Source organism: Kumtagia ephedrae (assembly GCF_003012745.1).
In the GTDB taxonomy this organism is placed as follows: domain Bacteria; phylum Pseudomonadota; class Alphaproteobacteria; order Rhizobiales; family Rhizobiaceae; genus Kumtagia; species Kumtagia ephedrae.
This window is the reverse complement of the sequence record NZ_PXYK01000019.1, coordinates 14,075-29,471: the sequence shown is the minus strand read 5'-3', so window position 1 is coordinate 29,471 and position 15,397 is coordinate 14,075. Positions and strand designations below refer to the sequence as shown.

Genomic DNA, 15,397 nt, shown 5'->3' with positions numbered 1-15,397 from the left:
CGCAAGAACCCCACCCGGCGGCTTCGCTGCCACCCTCCCCGCAAGGGGGAGGGGAGCACCGCGAAACCGTCCTTCGCTTGCAAGGCATCACCAAACGCTTCGGCGCGCTGGTGGCGAACGATTCCATCTCGCTCGACCTCGCCAGGGGCGAGATCGTGGCGCTGCTCGGCGAGAACGGCGCCGGCAAGACGACGCTGATGAACATCCTGTTCGGCCATTATGTCGCCGACGAGGGCGGCGTCGAGGCGTTCGGCCGGCCGCTGCCGCCCGGCGACCCGCGTGCCGCGCTGGATGCCGGCATCGGCATGGTCCACCAGCATTTCACGCTGGCCGAGAACATGACGGTGCTGGAGAACATCGCGCTCGGCACCCAGGCGCTGTGGCGGCCGCGCCTCGACCGCGCTGCCGCGCGGGCGCGCATCGCAAAATTGTCCGCCGATTTCGGCCTCGCCGCCGAGCCGGACGCACCGGTCGCGTCGCTCAGCGTCGGCGAGCGTCAGCGTGTCGAGATACTCAAGGCGCTCTACCGCGACGCCAAGATCCTGATCCTCGACGAGCCGACGGCGGTGCTGACGCCGTCCGAGAGCGAAGCGCTGTTCAGGACGCTCAAGCTGCTGGTCGGGCAGGGACTGTCGATCATCTTCATCTCGCACAAGCTCAACGAGGTGACCGCCGTCAGCGACCGCGTGCTGGTGCTGCGCGGCGGAAAGCTTGCCGGCGAGCGGCCGACGGCCGCGACCAGCCGCGCCGAGCTCGCGGCGCTGATGGTCGGCCAGGACGTGGCACTGCCGCCGATCGTCGACGTGCCTTATGGGGGACGCATCCTCGTCCTGGACGAGGTCTCGACAGGCGGAAAAAGCTCCGGCGCGCCGCTCGACCGCGCCGCGCTGACGCTGCGCGGCGGCGAGATCTTCGGGCTCGCCGGCGTTTCCGGCAACGGTCAGGCGGCGCTGGCGGCCCTGTTGTCGGGCAGCGAGCCGTCGACAGCCGGCGACATCCTGCTCGACGGCGAGAAGCACCGGCCGTGGTCGACGCGCGAGGCGCTCGACCTCGGCATCGGCCGCATCCCGGAGGACCGGCATGCCGTCGGCACGATCGGCGACATGACGGTGGCCGAGAACCTGATCGCGGAGAGCTACCGCTCGGAGCGCTTCAGCCGCCGCGGCTTCCTCGACTGGGGCGCGGCCCGGACCTTCGCCAGGGAGATCATCGCCGACTACGACGTGAAATGTCCGTCGCCGGACACGCGCATCCGCCTGCTGTCGGGCGGCAACATGCAGAAGCTGATCCTCGGCCGGGCGCTCGACCCCGAGCCGCGCATCGTTGTCGCCAACCAGCCGACGCGCGGCCTCGACGTCGGAGCCGTCGCCTATGTGCATGCAAAGCTCATCGAGGCGCGCGGCCGCGGCGCGGCGGTGCTGCTGATCTCCGAGGATCTGGAGGAGATCGTGGCGCTGTCCGACCGTGTGGCGGTGATCTTCAAGGGCCGCATCTCGGCGCCGTCGAAGCGCGGCGAGCGCTCGGTCCGCGAACTGGGCGAGTTGATGGCGGGACATGGGCTGGAGGCGGCTGCATGAGGGTGGCGCTCCTTCGCACCCCCCTCTGTCCTGCCGGACATCTCCCCCGCAAGGGGGGAGATCGGCTTGCCGGTCGGGTTTCGCCAAACGCCGACGTTGACGATCGCGCGGCAGCCGTGACGCTGCCAATCTCCCCCCTTGCGGGGGAGATGTCCGGCAGGACAGAGGGGGGTGCGAAGGAGCGCAGGCATCCGTCCAACAGCCGCTCCGGCCGCGGAGCACTTCATGCGCCTTGAGCCCAAACCCGCCCCGTCGCTTGCCGCGACGCTGCTCTATCCCGTCGGCGCGGTCGTCGCCACGCTCGGCTTCGCCGCGCTGCTGGTACTGGCGGCCGGCGCCTCGCCGCTGTCGGTGTTCACCCTGGTGGCGCGCGGTGCCGCCGGCTCGCAGTTCGCGCTGGTCGAGACGCTGACGCGCGCCACGCCGCTGATCTTCACCGGCCTCGCCATCGCCGTCGCCTTCCGCGCGAAGCTCTGGAACATCGGCGCCGAGGCGCAGCTCTATGCCGGCGCGGTCGTCACCGTGGTACTCGGCACCGGGCTGCTGCCGTGGCCGTCCCTCCTGCTGATCCCTGTAATCATGATCGCCGCTATGCTGGCCGGCGCGCTGCTGCTGCTCGGGCCGGCGCTGCTGAAGACGCGCTTCGGCGTGGACGAGGTGGTCACCACGCTGCTGCTCAACTTCATCATGCTCCTGTTCGTGTCCATGCTGCTCGAAGGCGTGCTGAAGGACCCGACCGGGCTCGGCTGGCCGCAGTCGCAGAAGGTGATCGCCGAGGCGCAACTGCCGCGCATCATCCAGGGCAAGCGCCTGCATTACGGCTTCGTCATCGCCCTGGCCGCGGCGGTCGCGGTCTGGGTGGTGATGAAGAAGACGGCGCTCGGCTACGAGATGCGCGCCGTCGGCCACAATCCGGAGGCGGCGCGCTTCGCCGGCATCCCGGTCAACCGCGTGCTGATGAAGACGGCGCTGCTGTCGGGCGGGCTGGCCGCGCTCGCCGGCTTCTCGGAGGTCGCCGGGCTGAAGGGCAACCTGACACTCGACCTGTCGCCGGGCTACGGCTATTCCGGCATCGTGGTGGCCATGCTCGCCATGCTCAACCCGCTCGGCGTCATCGCCTCGGCGATCTTCGTCGCCGGCATCTTCGTCGGCGCCGACGCGATGAGCCGCTCCGCCGGCGTGCCGAGCTACATCGCCGACGTGATGGTGGCGACCGCCCTGCTGACGATGGTGGTGGCGATCCTGCTGACGCGGTTCAGGGTGCGGTGGAGGTGAGGATGAAGGCGCTCTTTCGCACCCCCCTCTGTCCTGCCGGACATCTCCCCCGCAAGGGGGGAGATTGGCCGGCCGTTTCGGTTTCGCCAATCGCCAAGGTCGCAGAAGAGGCGGTGTCGACGAAGCTGCCAATCCCCCCCCTTGCGGGGGAGATGTCCGGCCCATTCGACAAGCTCAGGACAGAGGGGGGTGCGAAGGAACACCGGCGCCACCATCAGGCCTCCCCGTCGACATCGCGAGGCATGTGATGGAAGCCCTCGACATCCTCCTCACAGCCTCCTTCTGGGTCGCTGCCATCCGCATCGCCTCGCCGCTGATCTTCGCCACCATGGGCGAGCTGATCTGCGAGCGCGCCGGCGTGCTCAACCTCGGCATCGAGGGCATCATGACGGTCGGCGCCTTCGCCGGCTGGTTCACCGTCTATTCAAGCGGCGATTTGTGGACCGGCGTCGCCGTCGCAGCGCTTGCGGGGGCGGCCTTCGGCCTGCTGCATGCGACGCTGACCGTGCCGCTCGGCCTGTCGCAGCATGTGGTCGGCATCGGCATCACGCTGCTCGCCACCAGCCTGACCTACTTCACCTACCGCCTCGCCCTGCCGGAGGTCACCTCGCCGCCGAAGATCGAGCCGTTCCAGCCGCTGCCGATCCCCGGCCTGTCTGAGATACCGATCCTTGGCCAGGCGCTGTTCTCGCAGACGCCGCTGACCTATCTCGCCTTCCTCACCGTCGCGGTCGTCGCCTGGGTGCTCTACCGCACGCCGCTCGGCCTGGCCCTGCGCGCCGCCGGCGAGAACCCGTCGGCCGTCGAGGCGCAGGGCATTTCCGTCAGCGGCATGCGCATCGGCGCCGTCATGGTGGGCAGCGCGCTGATGGCGGTGGGCGGCGCCTTCCTGACCATGTCGGCCTTCAACTCCTTCTTCTTCGAGATGATCAACGGCCGCGGCTGGATCTGCATCGCGCTGGTGGTGTTCGGCTCGTGGCGGCCGGGCAAGGCGCTGATTGGCGCCATCCTGTTCGCCGCCTTCGACGCCTACCAGGTGCGGCTGCAGCAGATTACCAGCGGGGTGGTCCCCTACCAGATCTTCCTGATGATGCCCTACGTCCTGTCGATCCTGGCGCTGGTGCTGGTCGCCCGCCGCGCGACCTATCCGAAGGCGCTGATGATCCCGTACCAGAAGGGGGAGAGGTGAGAGGACTAGGAGATGACCGGAGTCCCACCTACGCGATGATATCCTGAATGACCGAGACCAGGAGAGCTTCGTTTCCAGAAAAGCTTTCGATCATTGCATGCATGACCCTGTCTCGGTCGAGTATCTTTTCATTGAAGCCGAAGCCTGCATGCTCGCTGAGGATGGCAAGAAACGCCAATTGAGTGCGGCCATTTCCCTCTCGAAACGGATGTATCGCGTTCACTTCCGCCAGAAAGTGACCGACATGCGCGGCGAAGGCCGTGTCCGTCATGCGCGCCAGCGTCTCAGGGGTACCGAGTTCAACGAAGATGCGGTTCAGCTCCGCTGCGATGTATTCGGGATAACAGAACCAGTTGCCGGCTTTCCCGATCCGGATCGTCCGGATGTCTCCGGCCCAGGGATAGACGTCCTGGAAGAGGTGCCTGTGCAGGCTGAGATAGTGCTGAACATCGAATTCGCCGGCAGGAAACGGCTCCTCGGCGCGCGTAAGGAAAAGCGCGAGTTCGGCCTCTTCGAGAAGTTCCGGATCCTGGATGTCGAGCAGGTTTCGGAGAACCGTCGTGCCCGGATAGCAATGCGGGTCGGCTTCGGCGGTGTACACCAGCCGCTACTTCCTTCGGACCTGTTCCTTAATGAGCGCACGACGCTCGTCGCCGCTCAGGCCGGCGCTCCGGTCGAGCAGGCGCGCCATGCGTTCACTCAACGTCATCCCTTCGACGGCGCTGATCTTTTCGCCGCGGCCGCGGCCGAGTACGAAGCGGCTGCTCTCTGCGGGGCGCGGCTTGCGAGGCGTGGAGCTTTTCATGCTTTCACGCTAACACATTCAAGGGCCGGGCAAAATCGTTGATTGGCAAGCCACGAAAGGCGAAAGATGAGTTTTGACCTGATCGTCAAGGGCGGCACGCTTCCCGATGGCCGCGTCGCCGACATCGGCATTTCCGGCGAAACCATTCGCGCGATCGAGCCGAAGCTGGATGTCGCTGCCGGCCGCCTCGTCGACGCGACTGGAAACCTCGTCTCGCCGCCCTTCGTCGATCCGCATTTCCACATGGACGCCACGCTCTCCTACGGCATTCCGCGCATCAACGCCTCGGGCACGCTGCTGGAAGGCATTTCGCTGTGGGGCGAGCTGAAGCCGTTGCTCACCCACGAGGCGGTGAAGGAGCGGGCGCTGCGCTATTGCGACTGGGCGGTGTCGATGGGCCTGCTTGCCATCCGCACCCATGTCGACACCTGCGACGACCGGCTGCTGGCGGTCGAGGCGCTGCTGGAGGTCAGGAAGGAGGTTTCGCCCTATATCGACCTGCAGCTCGTCGCCTTTCCGCAGGACGGTTTTTATCGCGACCCGAAGGCACGGGAAAATACCGTCCGCGCGCTCGACATGGGTGTCGACGTGGTCGGCGGCATACCGCATTTCGAGCGCACCATGGACGACGGCCGGCGTTCCGTCACCGAGCTCTGCGAGATCGCGGCGGAGCGGGGCCTGCCGGTCGACATGCATTGCGACGAGACCGACGACCCGCTGTCGCGCCATATCGAGCAGCTCGCCTACGAGACGCAGCGCCTCGGCCTGCAGGGCAGGGTGACCGGCTCGCACCTCTCCTCGATGCACTCCATGGACAATTATTACGTCTCAAAACTGCTGCCGCTGATCGCCGAGGCGGGCGTCTCGGCCATCCCCAACCCGCTGATCAACATCATGCTGCAGGGCCGGCACGACACCTATCCGAAGCGCCGCGGCCTGACCCGCGTGCCGGAGATGTTGAAGCATGGCATCCGCGTCGGCTGGGGCCAGGACTGCGTGCTCGACCCCTGGTATTCGCTCGGCACCGCCGACATGCTCGACGTCGCCTTCATGGGGCTGCATGTGGCGCAGATGTCGAGTCCCGCCGACATGATCCGCTGCTTCGACATGGTGACCAATGTCAACGCCGCGATTCTTGGCCTCGATCATCTCGGCCTGGAAGTGGGCAAGCGCGCCAGCCTGGTGGTGCTCGACGCCGGAAGCCCGGTCGAGGCGCTGCGCCTGCGCGCCGAGCGGCTCTGTGTGATCGCCCGCGGCAAGGTGGTCGCCGAGCGGGAGAAGCGGGCGACGAGACTGTCGATCGCCGGGCGGCCGGCGGCGGTGGAGCGGCGACACGATCCTGCCGGTCATTGAATAACCCATCGCGATCGGAAAATGCTGGTTGAGCTCAGGAGCGGCGCCTCGGTTTCGTTCCCTGTCGACAAGGTGCAGGATCTGGCGAATGCCCGGGACGAGGATTTGGCAGAGGTGGAGATCGTCGGCGACGGCATCGGCCTGCATTGGGAGAGGCTCGACGTTGACTTTGCCGTAGCGGGCCTCGCCGCCGGTATTTTCGGCACGGCCAAATACATGGCAGCCTAGGCCGGGCGGGCCAAGTCGCAGGCAAAGGCCGTCGCCGCGCGTCTCAACGGAGCCAGCGGCGGACGTCCGCGCAGGAGCGCGGGTTGAGCCTTGGGCCTGTTCGCACCAAGCGCTGGCCATGCCGCGCTGCCATATTGGAGATCGCTGCGAACTGCGATAAGTAGAGAAAAAGTTTCAACTTAGGAGCGGACCATGCGCTGGGCAGGCATTGTGGCGGTGGCCGGTCTCGCTTTTCTGATTTCGGGATGCATGACGGCGGAGGAACGCCGCGCCGCCGACGAGGCACAATGCCGGTCCTACGGGTTCCGGGGACGCACCGACGCGTTCGCCGAGTGCCTGCAGCGGCTCGACCTGTTCCGCCGTGCCGAGAACCGGCGCGACCTCGATACCTGGGACCGCCCGGTCGTCGTTTACCGGCCGATCCTGGCCACGCCGTGATCGACTGCGCCGACGAGCACCGTGCGTCGAGGCTTGCCGCCGACGATTTTTCGTTCACGTCACCGATGCTCCGAGATGCGAGTCCGCAAAGATGATCATGCGAAATCATCGGCGGCGAGCCTCGACGCGCTTTCCAGTCGCCGAGCGTCTGACGGCGTGATCCGACAACCGCTGGCCAACGGCCGAGCCGTCCCGACTCGCTCAGCCGGATTGCCGGGGCGATCTTGACAGCGAAACGCCGATGCGGCTGTTGATGTCATTCGCTTTTTCAGGAGACCACAGGTGCGGAAGCTTGTCTCGTATGCGTTCGGGCTTGTCTTGCTGGCAGCGAGCGGCTGCGTCAGCGCGGAGGATCAGCAAACCGCCGATCGCGACAAATGCAGCGGCTTCGGCTTCGAGCAGGGCACGGACGCGTTCGCGAGCTGCATGATGAACCTGTCCGAGCAGCGGGACCAGAAAGCGGACGACGACCAGTACGAACGGGAGCGCAACAAGGCGCTCAGCATTCAGCGCCGGGGAGACGACCGCTATCCCGTCTGCGGCGCCGCGGATATGGACAACGATCTCGACACCACGACGGGAAACTGGTTCGGTCCGAACTGCCAGATGAAATCAGACTGACGGCTTGAACTGCTGGCATGTCATCGGGCTGAAGCCCCGGCTTCGCAACCCTCTGTCACTCGAACACGATCGCCGGCGTCGCGGCGGCCGAGCTGCCCTGCTCCTCCCTCAGACGCTCCAGAACTTTTGCGGCGATGTCGCGATAGATCTTCGCCTGCGGGCCGTCGGGATCGGAGGCGACGACCGGCGCGCCGGCGTCGGAGGTCTCGCGGATGACCATCTCCAGCGGCACCTCGCCGAGGAAGGCCACGCCCAGGCGCTCCGCCTCCTTCCTGGCGCCGCCATGGCCGAAGATGTCGTAGCGCTTGCCGGTGTCGGGGGCGAGGAAATAGCTCATGTTCTCGACGATGCCGAGCAGCGGCACGTCGACCTTCTTGAACATGTTCAAACCCTTGCGCGCGTCGATCAGGGCAAGATCCTGCGGCGTCGAGACGATGACGGCGCCGGCCAGCGGCACCTGCTGCGCCATGGTGAGCTGCGCGTCGCCGGTGCCGGGCGGCATGTCGACCACCAGCACGTCGAGCTTGCCCCATTCGACCTCGCGCAGCATCTGCGTCAGCGCCGACATCACCATCGGGCCGCGCCAGATCATCGGCGTCTCCTCGTCGACGAGGAAGCCCATCGACATCAGCTTCAGGCCAAAGTTCTCCATCGGCTTCAGTACCTTGCCGTCGACCGTCTGCGGCCGGCCATGGACGTTCATGAGGCGCGGGATCGACGGGCCGTAGATGTCGGCGTCGAGCAGTCCGACCTTCAGGCCGTTGGCCGCCAGCCCGAGCGCCAGGTTGACGGCAGTGGTCGACTTGCCGACGCCGCCCTTGCCCGAGGCGACGGCGATGATCGCCTCGATGCCCGGCACACCGCGCTTTCCCGAAGCGTGCGAGGCCGGCGCCTGCGGCGGCGCCGGTCTGGCTGGCGAGGCGGGGCGCTGCATGGGGGCGGGAGGCGGCGGACGCCTGGCCGGCTGCTCCATGCCGCCGCCCTTCTTCTCCGCGGTCAGCGCCACCACGGCGCCGGCGACGCCCGGGATCGACTTCACCGCGCGCTCCGCGGCGGCGCGCAGCGGCTCCAGTTCCTGGGCGCGGGCGGCCGGCACGGTGATCGAGAAGAACACTTTTGCGTCGGCGATGAAAATCTCCGAGACCAGGCCGAGCGAGACGATATCACTCTCGAAATCCGGACCCTTGATGGTCTTAAGCTTGTCGATGACGGCTTCGCGGGTGACGGACATGGCTCGTTCTTCTGCTTGTTCTGGCTGCTTGTTGGGCACCAGATAATGCAGTTTCGCCCGAACACCAAGCCGGAGGCCTGTTTCGCGTGGCAGCGGAAATAATTGTCCCGTCCCTGTCGGAACGGCCGCCGTCCATCCGTCTTCATTGCAAGTGCAAGCTGCCCGCCCGGCAGGATGCGCCCGAAACCTGTATGGAGGACCGCAATGCGTTTCATAGCCTATCTCTCGTTCGACGGCCGCTGCCGCGAGGCGTTCGAGTTCTATGCAAAAGTTCTCGACGGTACGATCGTCGACATGATCGCCCATGGCGACACGCCGGCCGGCGAGCATGTGTCGAAGGACTGGCAGGACAAGATCATCAACGCCTACCTCAAGGTCGGCGAGGCCGAGCTGATGGGCGCCGACTCGCCGCCGGAGTTCGGCGACGCCACGATGCAGGGCGTGTCGATCTCCATCCAGATCGGCGACGAGGCACGCGCCGAGCGCATCTTCAACGCCTTCGCCGACGGCGGCACCGTGACCATGCCGCTGGAGCAGACCTTCTGGGCCAAGAAATTCGGCATGGTGAAGGACCGCTACGGCACGTCCTGGATGATCAACTGCGCCGACGGGCAGAAATAGCGAGGCGAAGGCAGGACGATGAACAAGATCACGACATGGCTGTGGTTCGAGACCCAGGCCGAGGAAGCCGCCAGATATTACGCGTCGGTGTTCCGCAATACCCAGCTCGGCAAGGTCGTCAAGGCGCCCGGCGGCGGCGAGCCCTACACCACAGAGGGGCAGGTGCTGACCGCGGAGGTCACCATCGAGGGCCAGACCTTCGTCTGCCTCAACGGCGGGGTGCATCCGGAAGGCAAGCCGAACGACGCTGTCTCTTTCCAGATTCTCTGCAAGGACCAGGCGGAGGTCGACGAATATTGGGATAAGCTCGCCGCCGATGGCGGCAAGGAAGTCCAGTGCGGCTGGGTGAAGGACAGATATGGCTTCGCCTGGCAGATCGTGCCCGAGGTGCTGCCGCGCCTGACGTTCGGTCCGGACCGTGAGGCAGCGAAGCGCGTCACCGCGGCGATGATGCAGATGGTCAAGCTCGACGTGGCGGTGCTGGAGGCGGCGGCGAGGGGGTGAGGAGTCTCATTTCGTCCTGTGACCGGGGGTCCGGCGCAGGACGAATATCCCCGCACTGCTTGCGCTCGAAGGCGCATTCATCCATATTTTGTACATGGCGAAGGCCGCAGCACCAAAGACAACAAAGCGGGTCAGGAACGCGGCCGCAGGCAAGACGTCGGACGGCGTCGTCATTTTGATGCCGGCGGTTCCTCCCCGCAGCTTCACCTATCGAGAAATCAAGAAGACGATCGATTTCGTGAAGGACAGAGCACGCCTTGCGGAGCAAGAGCCCGCTCAACAGGATGGCGGCGTCCGCCCGAAGCGTAGCGCACAACAATAGTGCCGCGATCGTTCGCGCGAAACGTGTTTATAAACTGTGCCTTCGACGCGCAGTTCCGACCAGTTTTCCAGGCGATGGTCTTTGCGATCATCCGATCAGGCTTCCGGGCCAGATGCGCAATGGAGACCGACGACGGCGCGGAGAATCGCTTCGCGAAAATTCAGGCCATAGTCGAGCAGTGCCGCTACGGAATACACGATCTTTCGCGGACTGAGTCGGACGGCAATCCTCCCTTGCCGCGCTTCAACATGCCGCTGAAACTTGGTCTCTTCATCGGCGCGCGGCGCTATGGGAACGAGGAGCAAAAGCGAAAAAGCGTCCTGATTCTCGATGTCGAACAGTATCGATATCAGCGTTTCATCTCAGACATCGCGGGCAGGACATCAGGGCGCATGGCGGCGAACCCGCGCGTGCGATCGAGGCCGTAGCGACGTGGCTGAGAATTCAGTCCCGCTCCACCACTGTTCCGGGAGGACGGCGGATCGCCGGAGAGTTCGAGCAATTCCGCGAGAAACTACCCGAAATCCTGGCTGCGCGACATCTGCATGTTGACGAGATGAGCTTTGGAGACTTTGTGGCGATTGTTACGGCCTGGACCGTCGAGCTATAGGCCCGCTGTCGCCACAAGCAAGCGGGTATGGCTCAATGTTGAAATGATGTCATCATGATCGACAAGCTCGAATTCTTCATCGCGCTCGCCAAGGCGCAGCATTTCGGCAGGGCTGCCGAGGATCTCGGCATCACCCAGCCGACGCTTTCGGCTGCGATCAAGCAGCTGGAGGACCAGCTCGGCGTCATGCTGGTCAAGCGCGGCTCGCGCTTCCAGGGGCTGACGCCGGAGGGCGAGCAGGTGCTGGTGTGGGCACGCCGCATCGCCGGCGACGCCCGCGCCATGCGCGAGGAGATGCGCGCCGCCCGCCACGGCCTGTCGGGCCGCATCCGCATCGCCGCAATCCCGACCGCGCTCGCCATGGTGCCGCGGCTGACCACGCCGTTCCGGGAAAAGCATCCGGGCGTCAGCTTCTCGGTGCTGTCGCGCACCTCGATCGAGGTGCTGTCGCTGCTCGGCAATTTCGACATCGACGCCGGCATCACCTATCTTGACAACGAGCCGCTCGGAAACGTCGTCAGCGTGCCGCTCTATTCCGAGCGCTACCATCTGATCACCGCCGCCGGAAACCCTTATTCGGACCGGCAGAAGGTGACGTGGGCGGAGGTCGCTAACCTGCCGCTTTGCCTGCTCACGCCCGACATGCAGAACCGCCGCATCATCGACCACCATGTCGGCGAGGCCGGCGGCGTGGCGCGGCCGACGCTCGAATCCAATTCGATGATCGTGCTGTTCTCCCACATCCGCACCGGAAAGTGGTCGTCGATCATGCCGCTCAACCTCGCCGAGACCTTCGGTTTTTCCGAGCCGATCCGGGCGATCCCGATCGTCGAGCCCGACGCCAGCCATCTGGTCGGCCTGGTGGCGACCAGGCGTGAGCCGCACACGCCGCTGGTGGCGGCGCTGCTAAGCGAGGTGATGACGCTGGCGGGCGATTTCGCCGCCGCGCGCTGACAACGGCCTGGATCCGGTCGTGCTCAGTCCCGCGCCGGCGCGGCAGGAACCATCGGCAAGGTCGACATGCCGTCGCCGATCCCGGTGGGCATCACGACGCCCGCTGCCCGGCGGTCGAACTCGATCGCCGCATTGAGCCGCTGCGCCAGCCGCAGCAACTCATATTCGATGTCCTCGAGCGCGGCGTTTTCCCGCGTATTGCGGCGCCTGATCTCTTCGGCAAGAACCGGGATGTTGATGATGCCGGACCTTGTGATGGCCGAATGCGCCGCGTGGCGGACGATCGATCTCAATTCTGCGGATAGAACGGGTTTCATAGCGCCACATGTCCAGTGTCGGCCACCCAGTTCGGAAATCCTATAGCCTGCAGTCATCGCGCGCAAGAGAAAAGTCGAAATTCACTCTTTAAATCAATGTGTTAGTCAAATAGTACAAGGCCCCAAAGACATCCGCTGGGCATTTCTCCCTCATCGGCCCATTTGCCGCCACTGCCGCATTTCAGGCGCCTGCTGCATATGCAACCAAACAGCCGGTTACTCATTATAGGCACTTACTCATTCTGCATGTCCGGAGGTGCGACGGTGAACGATCTTGAGCGGGGCGAACGGCTGCAAATCATGCTGAGCGCGGAAGAGCTCGAGGCTGTCGAAAACTGGCGCTTCGAAAAGCGTATGCCCAGCCGCGCCGCGGCGGTCCGTGAACTGCTGCGGCGGGGGCTCGCCGCCGAGGGCTTCGTCACGGCGCAACCCCGGACAAAGTCCCGGGATTTCGGTGTGGTCGCGCGCAAGGGGAACGGCGACGGCAAGGCCGACGAGACCGGCTGAGTTGAACAGCCCCGCGGGCCGGCCTGGACCGCGACACTCCCCCTTCACTCCGAACCGCAAGCCGGCGGCTTCCATTCGCGGATGAACAAGGCAATGACGCTTGCAGGCACCCTTGCCGCGGTGTTCCGGCGTAGAGACGTTCAAGACGGCGTTGATAGAAAATCCCTATCGTACAACGAGACCGCTTTATTGATTCCGCGTGTTTCGTCTGATTTCTTAAGGGCTTAACGTCGTCTTGACGTGAAATGCCGATCAGGGAGGGCGCTGCATCATGATGCAGCCAGCAAGTACCCAGGCTCCGGAGGACGTCGTCGCCAGGACGGCGGCGGTCATTGCGGACTTAAGCGGGCTGGAGGGTCCGCTGCTGCCGATCCTGCACGGCATCCAGGAAGAATTCGGTTTTGTGCCCAACGAATCCCTGCCGGTGATCGCCGAGGCGCTCAACATCTCCAAGGCGGAGGCGCACGGCGTCGTCACCTTCTATCACGACTACCGGCGCGCGCCGGCCGGCCGGCATGTGCTGAAGATCTGCCGCGCCGAGGCATGCCAGTCGATGGGCTCGGACGCGATCGCGGCGCGCATTCAGCAGCTTCTCGGCATCGGCTTTCATGAGACGGCCGCCGACGGCTCGGTGACGCTGGACCCGGTCTACTGCCTCGGGCTCTGCGCCTGCGCCCCGTCGGCCATGCTCGACGGCGAGGTGATCGGCCGGCTCGACGCCGACAAGCTGGACGAGATCGTCGCGGAGGTGCGGTCGTGAGGTTTTTGATCGTACCCCCACCCCTTACCCCTCCCCTCAAGGGGGAGGGGGACGTAAGCGCTGCAGAATACCCCTCCCCCTTGAGGGGAGGGGTAAGGGGTGGGGGTGCCCAAGCATTGGACCTCCGCCCATGACCCCCGTCATCTACATCCCCGACGATTCCGGCGCGCTGGCGCTTGGCGCCGAGAAGGTCGCGAAAGCGGTTCAAGCCGAACTTGCCGCGCGCGGCGTCGAGGCGAAGATCGTGCGCAACGGCTCGCGGGGCGCCTATTTCCTTGAGCCCATGGTCGAGGTTGAGACGGCGGAGAGCCGCGTCGCCTACGGTCCGGTGTCGCCGAAGGACGTGCCGGCTCTGTTCGACGCAAATTTCCTCGCCGGTGGCGAACACAAGCTGGCGCTGGGGCCGACCCACAAGATCCCGTTCCTCGCCAAACAGACTCGCCTCACCTTCGCGCGCTGCGGCATCATCGACCCGCTGTCGCTCGACGACTACCGCAAGCATGGCGGCCTTGCCGGCTTGGAGAAGGCGGTGGCGATGGCGCCGACCGACATCGTCAAGACCGTCACCGACTCCGGCCTGCGCGGGCGCGGCGGCGCCGGGTTTCCGACCGGCATCAAGTGGAACACGGTGCTGAACGCGGTCGCCGAGCGCAAATACATCGTCTGCAATGCCGACGAGGGCGACAGCGCCACCTTCGCCGACCGCATGATCATGGAGGGCGACCCCTTCGTGCTCATCGAAGGCATGGCGATCGCCGGCATCGCCACCGGCGCCACGAAAGGCTTCGTCTATATCCGCTCCGAATATCCGCATGCCGTGGACAAGATGCGGCGCGCCGTCGACATCGCCCGGCAGGGCGGCGTGCTCGGCGCCACCGTGCTGGGCTCGCCCAATGCTTTCGACATCGAAATCCGCGTCGGCGCCGGCGCCTATGTCTGCGGCGAGGAGACCTCGCTACTCAACAGCCTCGAAGGCAAGCGCGGCGTGGTGCGGGCAAAGCCGCCGCTGCCGGCCATCCAGGGCCTGTTCGGCAAGCCGACGGTCATCAACAACGTCATCTCGCTGGCGTCCGTGCCGGTCATCCTCGACAAGGGGGCAGAGCACTACAAGAACTTCGGCATGGGCCGCTCGCGCGGCACGATCCCGATCCAGATCGCCGGCAACGTCAAGCATGGCGGGCTGTTCGAGGCGGCGTTCGGCATGACGCTCGGTGAGATCGTCGACGACGTCGGCGGCGGGACGGCCACCGGCCGGCCGGTCAAGGCGGTGCAGGTGGGCGGCCCGCTCGGCGCCTATTTTCCGCGCACGCTGTTCGACACGCCGTTCGACTACGAGGCTTTTGCCGCCAAGGACGGGCTGATCGGCCATGCCGGCATCACGGTGTTCGACGACAGCGCCGACATGTTGAAGATGGCGCGCTTCGCCATGGAATTCTGCGCCATCGAGTCTTGCGGAAAATGCACGCCCTGCCGCATCGGCTCGACGCGCGGGGTGGAGACCATCGACAAGATCGCTTCCGGCGTGCAGCCGAAGAAGAACCTCGAGCTGGTCACCGACCTCTGCAACACGATGAAGTTCGGATCGCTCTGCGCGCTCGGCGGCTTCACGCCCTATCCGGTGATGAGCGCGATCACGCATTTTCCGGAGGATTTCAAGCCGCATCCGGTAAGGGAGGCAGCGGAGTGACCAAGGAACTGTCGCGGGAAGAGGCTTACGCAGCAATGTTCGCGTTTATTCAACAACGTTGGATGCGGATGCCCGCCGTTGATGAGTACGCAATCATGTTGGGTGAGTTGTCTGTTGTACCAGATGGATCGACGGCTGATCCTGCCTCGTGGTCCGATTGGAATGCAGCCGTAGATTTGGCACTGGCCGGAGATGTGGACATCAGGCGCAAAGACGCCGACGGTCGTCATTTGTAGGAAGAATCGCCATGGGTTTCAGTCAGAAATCGACTCCCGTCGATCGTCAGACAGAGGCGGCGGAATGACGACGCGCGCCGACATCCTCTCCCCCTTCGCGGGGGAGATGTCGCCAAAGGCGACAGAGGGGGTAACCTCAGAAGGCACCGCCGGAACGTCGAG

20 protein-coding genes are annotated in these 15,397 nt (G+C 65.4%); 16 read left to right on the top strand and 4 right to left on the bottom strand.

What is annotated here, in order from left to right; all coding sequences use genetic code 11:
• The first annotated feature begins 77 nt into the window (after positions 1 to 77).
• The 3 genes from C7I84_RS18980 to C7I84_RS18960 all read left to right on the top strand — a co-directional run bounded on the left by C7I84_RS18980 (position 78) and on the right by C7I84_RS18960 (position 4,041).
• Positions 78 to 1,577, top strand: coding sequence for an ABC transporter ATP-binding protein (locus tag C7I84_RS18980; protein WP_342587168.1), 1,500 nt, complete (start codon positions 78 to 80; stop codon positions 1,575 to 1,577).
• A gap of 225 nt (positions 1,578 to 1,802) precedes the next feature.
• The gene (locus C7I84_RS18970) at positions 1,803 to 2,852 is read left to right on the top strand and encodes an ABC transporter permease (RefSeq protein ID WP_106773790.1); all 1,050 of its coding nucleotides are present in this window, start codon (positions 1,803 to 1,805) and stop codon (positions 2,850 to 2,852) included.
• Between the two features lie 247 nt (positions 2,853 to 3,099).
• Positions 3,100 to 4,041 (top strand): ABC transporter permease, encoded by a 942-nt coding sequence (locus tag C7I84_RS18960; protein WP_106773788.1) that lies wholly within the window; start codon positions 3,100 to 3,102, stop codon positions 4,039 to 4,041.
• Positions 4,042 to 4,069: 28 nt separating this feature from the next.
• Here the strand turns inward: C7I84_RS18960 and C7I84_RS18955 are convergent, their stop codons facing one another.
• Both C7I84_RS18955 and C7I84_RS18950 read right to left on the bottom strand, forming a co-directional pair.
• Positions 4,070 to 4,642 (bottom strand): Fic/DOC family protein, encoded by a 573-nt coding sequence (locus tag C7I84_RS18955; RefSeq protein WP_106773787.1) that lies wholly within the window; start codon positions 4,640 to 4,642, stop codon positions 4,070 to 4,072.
• A gap of 6 nt (positions 4,643 to 4,648) precedes the next feature.
• Complete coding sequence (locus C7I84_RS18950) at positions 4,649 to 4,846, bottom strand: hypothetical protein (protein WP_106773786.1); 198 nt, start codon at positions 4,844 to 4,846, stop codon at positions 4,649 to 4,651.
• Positions 4,847 to 4,912: 66 nt separating this feature from the next.
• On the opposite strand from C7I84_RS18950, the gene C7I84_RS18945 reads away from it, so the two are divergent.
• The 4 genes from C7I84_RS18945 to C7I84_RS18930 all read left to right on the top strand — a co-directional run bounded on the left by C7I84_RS18945 (position 4,913) and on the right by C7I84_RS18930 (position 7,486).
• Positions 4,913 to 6,199, top strand: a complete 1,287-nt coding sequence (locus C7I84_RS18945) for an amidohydrolase family protein (RefSeq protein ID WP_106773785.1) — start codon at positions 4,913 to 4,915, stop codon at positions 6,197 to 6,199.
• Between the two features lie 21 nt (positions 6,200 to 6,220).
• A complete protein-coding gene (locus C7I84_RS18940) occupies positions 6,221 to 6,427 on the top strand; it encodes a DUF2442 domain-containing protein (RefSeq protein ID WP_106773784.1) in 207 nt (68 codons plus the stop codon).
• A 192-nt stretch (positions 6,428 to 6,619) separates the two neighbouring features.
• Complete coding sequence (locus C7I84_RS18935; protein ID WP_106773783.1) at positions 6,620 to 6,865, top strand: hypothetical protein; 246 nt, start codon at positions 6,620 to 6,622, stop codon at positions 6,863 to 6,865.
• A gap of 282 nt (positions 6,866 to 7,147) precedes the next feature.
• Entirely contained in the window at positions 7,148 to 7,486 is a 339-nt protein-coding gene (locus tag C7I84_RS18930; RefSeq protein ID WP_106773782.1) for a hypothetical protein, read from the top strand.
• A gap of 55 nt (positions 7,487 to 7,541) precedes the next feature.
• On the opposite strand, the gene C7I84_RS18925 is transcribed toward C7I84_RS18930, so the two are convergent.
• Complete coding sequence (locus tag C7I84_RS18925) at positions 7,542 to 8,717, bottom strand: Mrp/NBP35 family ATP-binding protein (RefSeq protein ID WP_106773781.1); 1,176 nt, start codon at positions 8,715 to 8,717, stop codon at positions 7,542 to 7,544.
• A 204-nt stretch (positions 8,718 to 8,921) separates the two neighbouring features.
• Here C7I84_RS18925 and C7I84_RS18920 point away from each other — a divergent pair, with 204 nt between their 5' ends.
• From C7I84_RS18920 to C7I84_RS18905, 5 genes are all read left to right on the top strand, one after another.
• On the top strand, positions 8,922 to 9,338 hold the full coding sequence (locus tag C7I84_RS18920) for a VOC family protein (RefSeq protein ID WP_106773780.1): 417 nt from the start codon (positions 8,922 to 8,924) through the stop codon (positions 9,336 to 9,338).
• Positions 9,339 to 9,356: 18 nt separating this feature from the next.
• Positions 9,357 to 9,842 carry a VOC family protein gene (locus C7I84_RS18915; protein WP_106773779.1) on the top strand — a complete coding sequence of 162 codons (486 nt, stop codon included), beginning with the start codon at positions 9,357 to 9,359 and terminating at the stop codon, positions 9,840 to 9,842.
• A 94-nt stretch (positions 9,843 to 9,936) separates the two neighbouring features.
• Positions 9,937 to 10,164 carry a hypothetical protein gene (locus tag C7I84_RS29745; protein WP_133170120.1) on the top strand — a complete coding sequence of 76 codons (228 nt, stop codon included), beginning with the start codon at positions 9,937 to 9,939 and terminating at the stop codon, positions 10,162 to 10,164.
• Positions 10,165 to 10,283: 119 nt separating this feature from the next.
• Positions 10,284 to 10,592 carry a nucleotide-binding protein gene (locus C7I84_RS30645; RefSeq protein WP_245428498.1) on the top strand — a complete coding sequence of 103 codons (309 nt, stop codon included), beginning with the start codon at positions 10,284 to 10,286 and terminating at the stop codon, positions 10,590 to 10,592.
• Positions 10,593 to 10,828: 236 nt separating this feature from the next.
• A complete protein-coding gene (locus tag C7I84_RS18905; RefSeq protein ID WP_106773778.1) occupies positions 10,829 to 11,728 on the top strand; it encodes a LysR family transcriptional regulator in 900 nt (299 codons plus the stop codon).
• Positions 11,729 to 11,751: 23 nt separating this feature from the next.
• Here the strand turns inward: C7I84_RS18905 and C7I84_RS18900 are convergent, their stop codons facing one another.
• Positions 11,752 to 12,045: a hypothetical protein gene (locus C7I84_RS18900; RefSeq protein ID WP_133170119.1), complete on the bottom strand. Its 294-nt coding sequence runs from the start codon at positions 12,043 to 12,045 to the stop codon at positions 11,752 to 11,754.
• 264 nt (positions 12,046 to 12,309) lie between these two features.
• Here C7I84_RS18900 and C7I84_RS18895 point away from each other — a divergent pair, with 264 nt between their 5' ends.
• From C7I84_RS18895 to C7I84_RS29740, 4 genes are all read left to right on the top strand, one after another.
• Positions 12,310 to 12,552 carry a hypothetical protein gene (locus C7I84_RS18895; protein ID WP_106773776.1) on the top strand — a complete coding sequence of 81 codons (243 nt, stop codon included), beginning with the start codon at positions 12,310 to 12,312 and terminating at the stop codon, positions 12,550 to 12,552.
• A gap of 274 nt (positions 12,553 to 12,826) precedes the next feature.
• A complete protein-coding gene (locus tag C7I84_RS18890) occupies positions 12,827 to 13,312 on the top strand; it encodes a formate dehydrogenase subunit gamma (protein WP_207771038.1) in 486 nt (161 codons plus the stop codon).
• 130 nt (positions 13,313 to 13,442) lie between these two features.
• Positions 13,443 to 14,999: a formate dehydrogenase beta subunit gene (locus C7I84_RS18885; protein ID WP_106773774.1), complete on the top strand. Its 1,557-nt coding sequence runs from the start codon at positions 13,443 to 13,445 to the stop codon at positions 14,997 to 14,999.
• Complete coding sequence (locus tag C7I84_RS29740) at positions 14,996 to 15,235, top strand: hypothetical protein (RefSeq protein WP_133170118.1); 240 nt, start codon at positions 14,996 to 14,998, stop codon at positions 15,233 to 15,235. The genes C7I84_RS18885 and C7I84_RS29740 overlap by 4 nt, the downstream gene beginning before the upstream one ends.
• Positions 15,236 to 15,397: the final 162 nt, after the last annotated feature.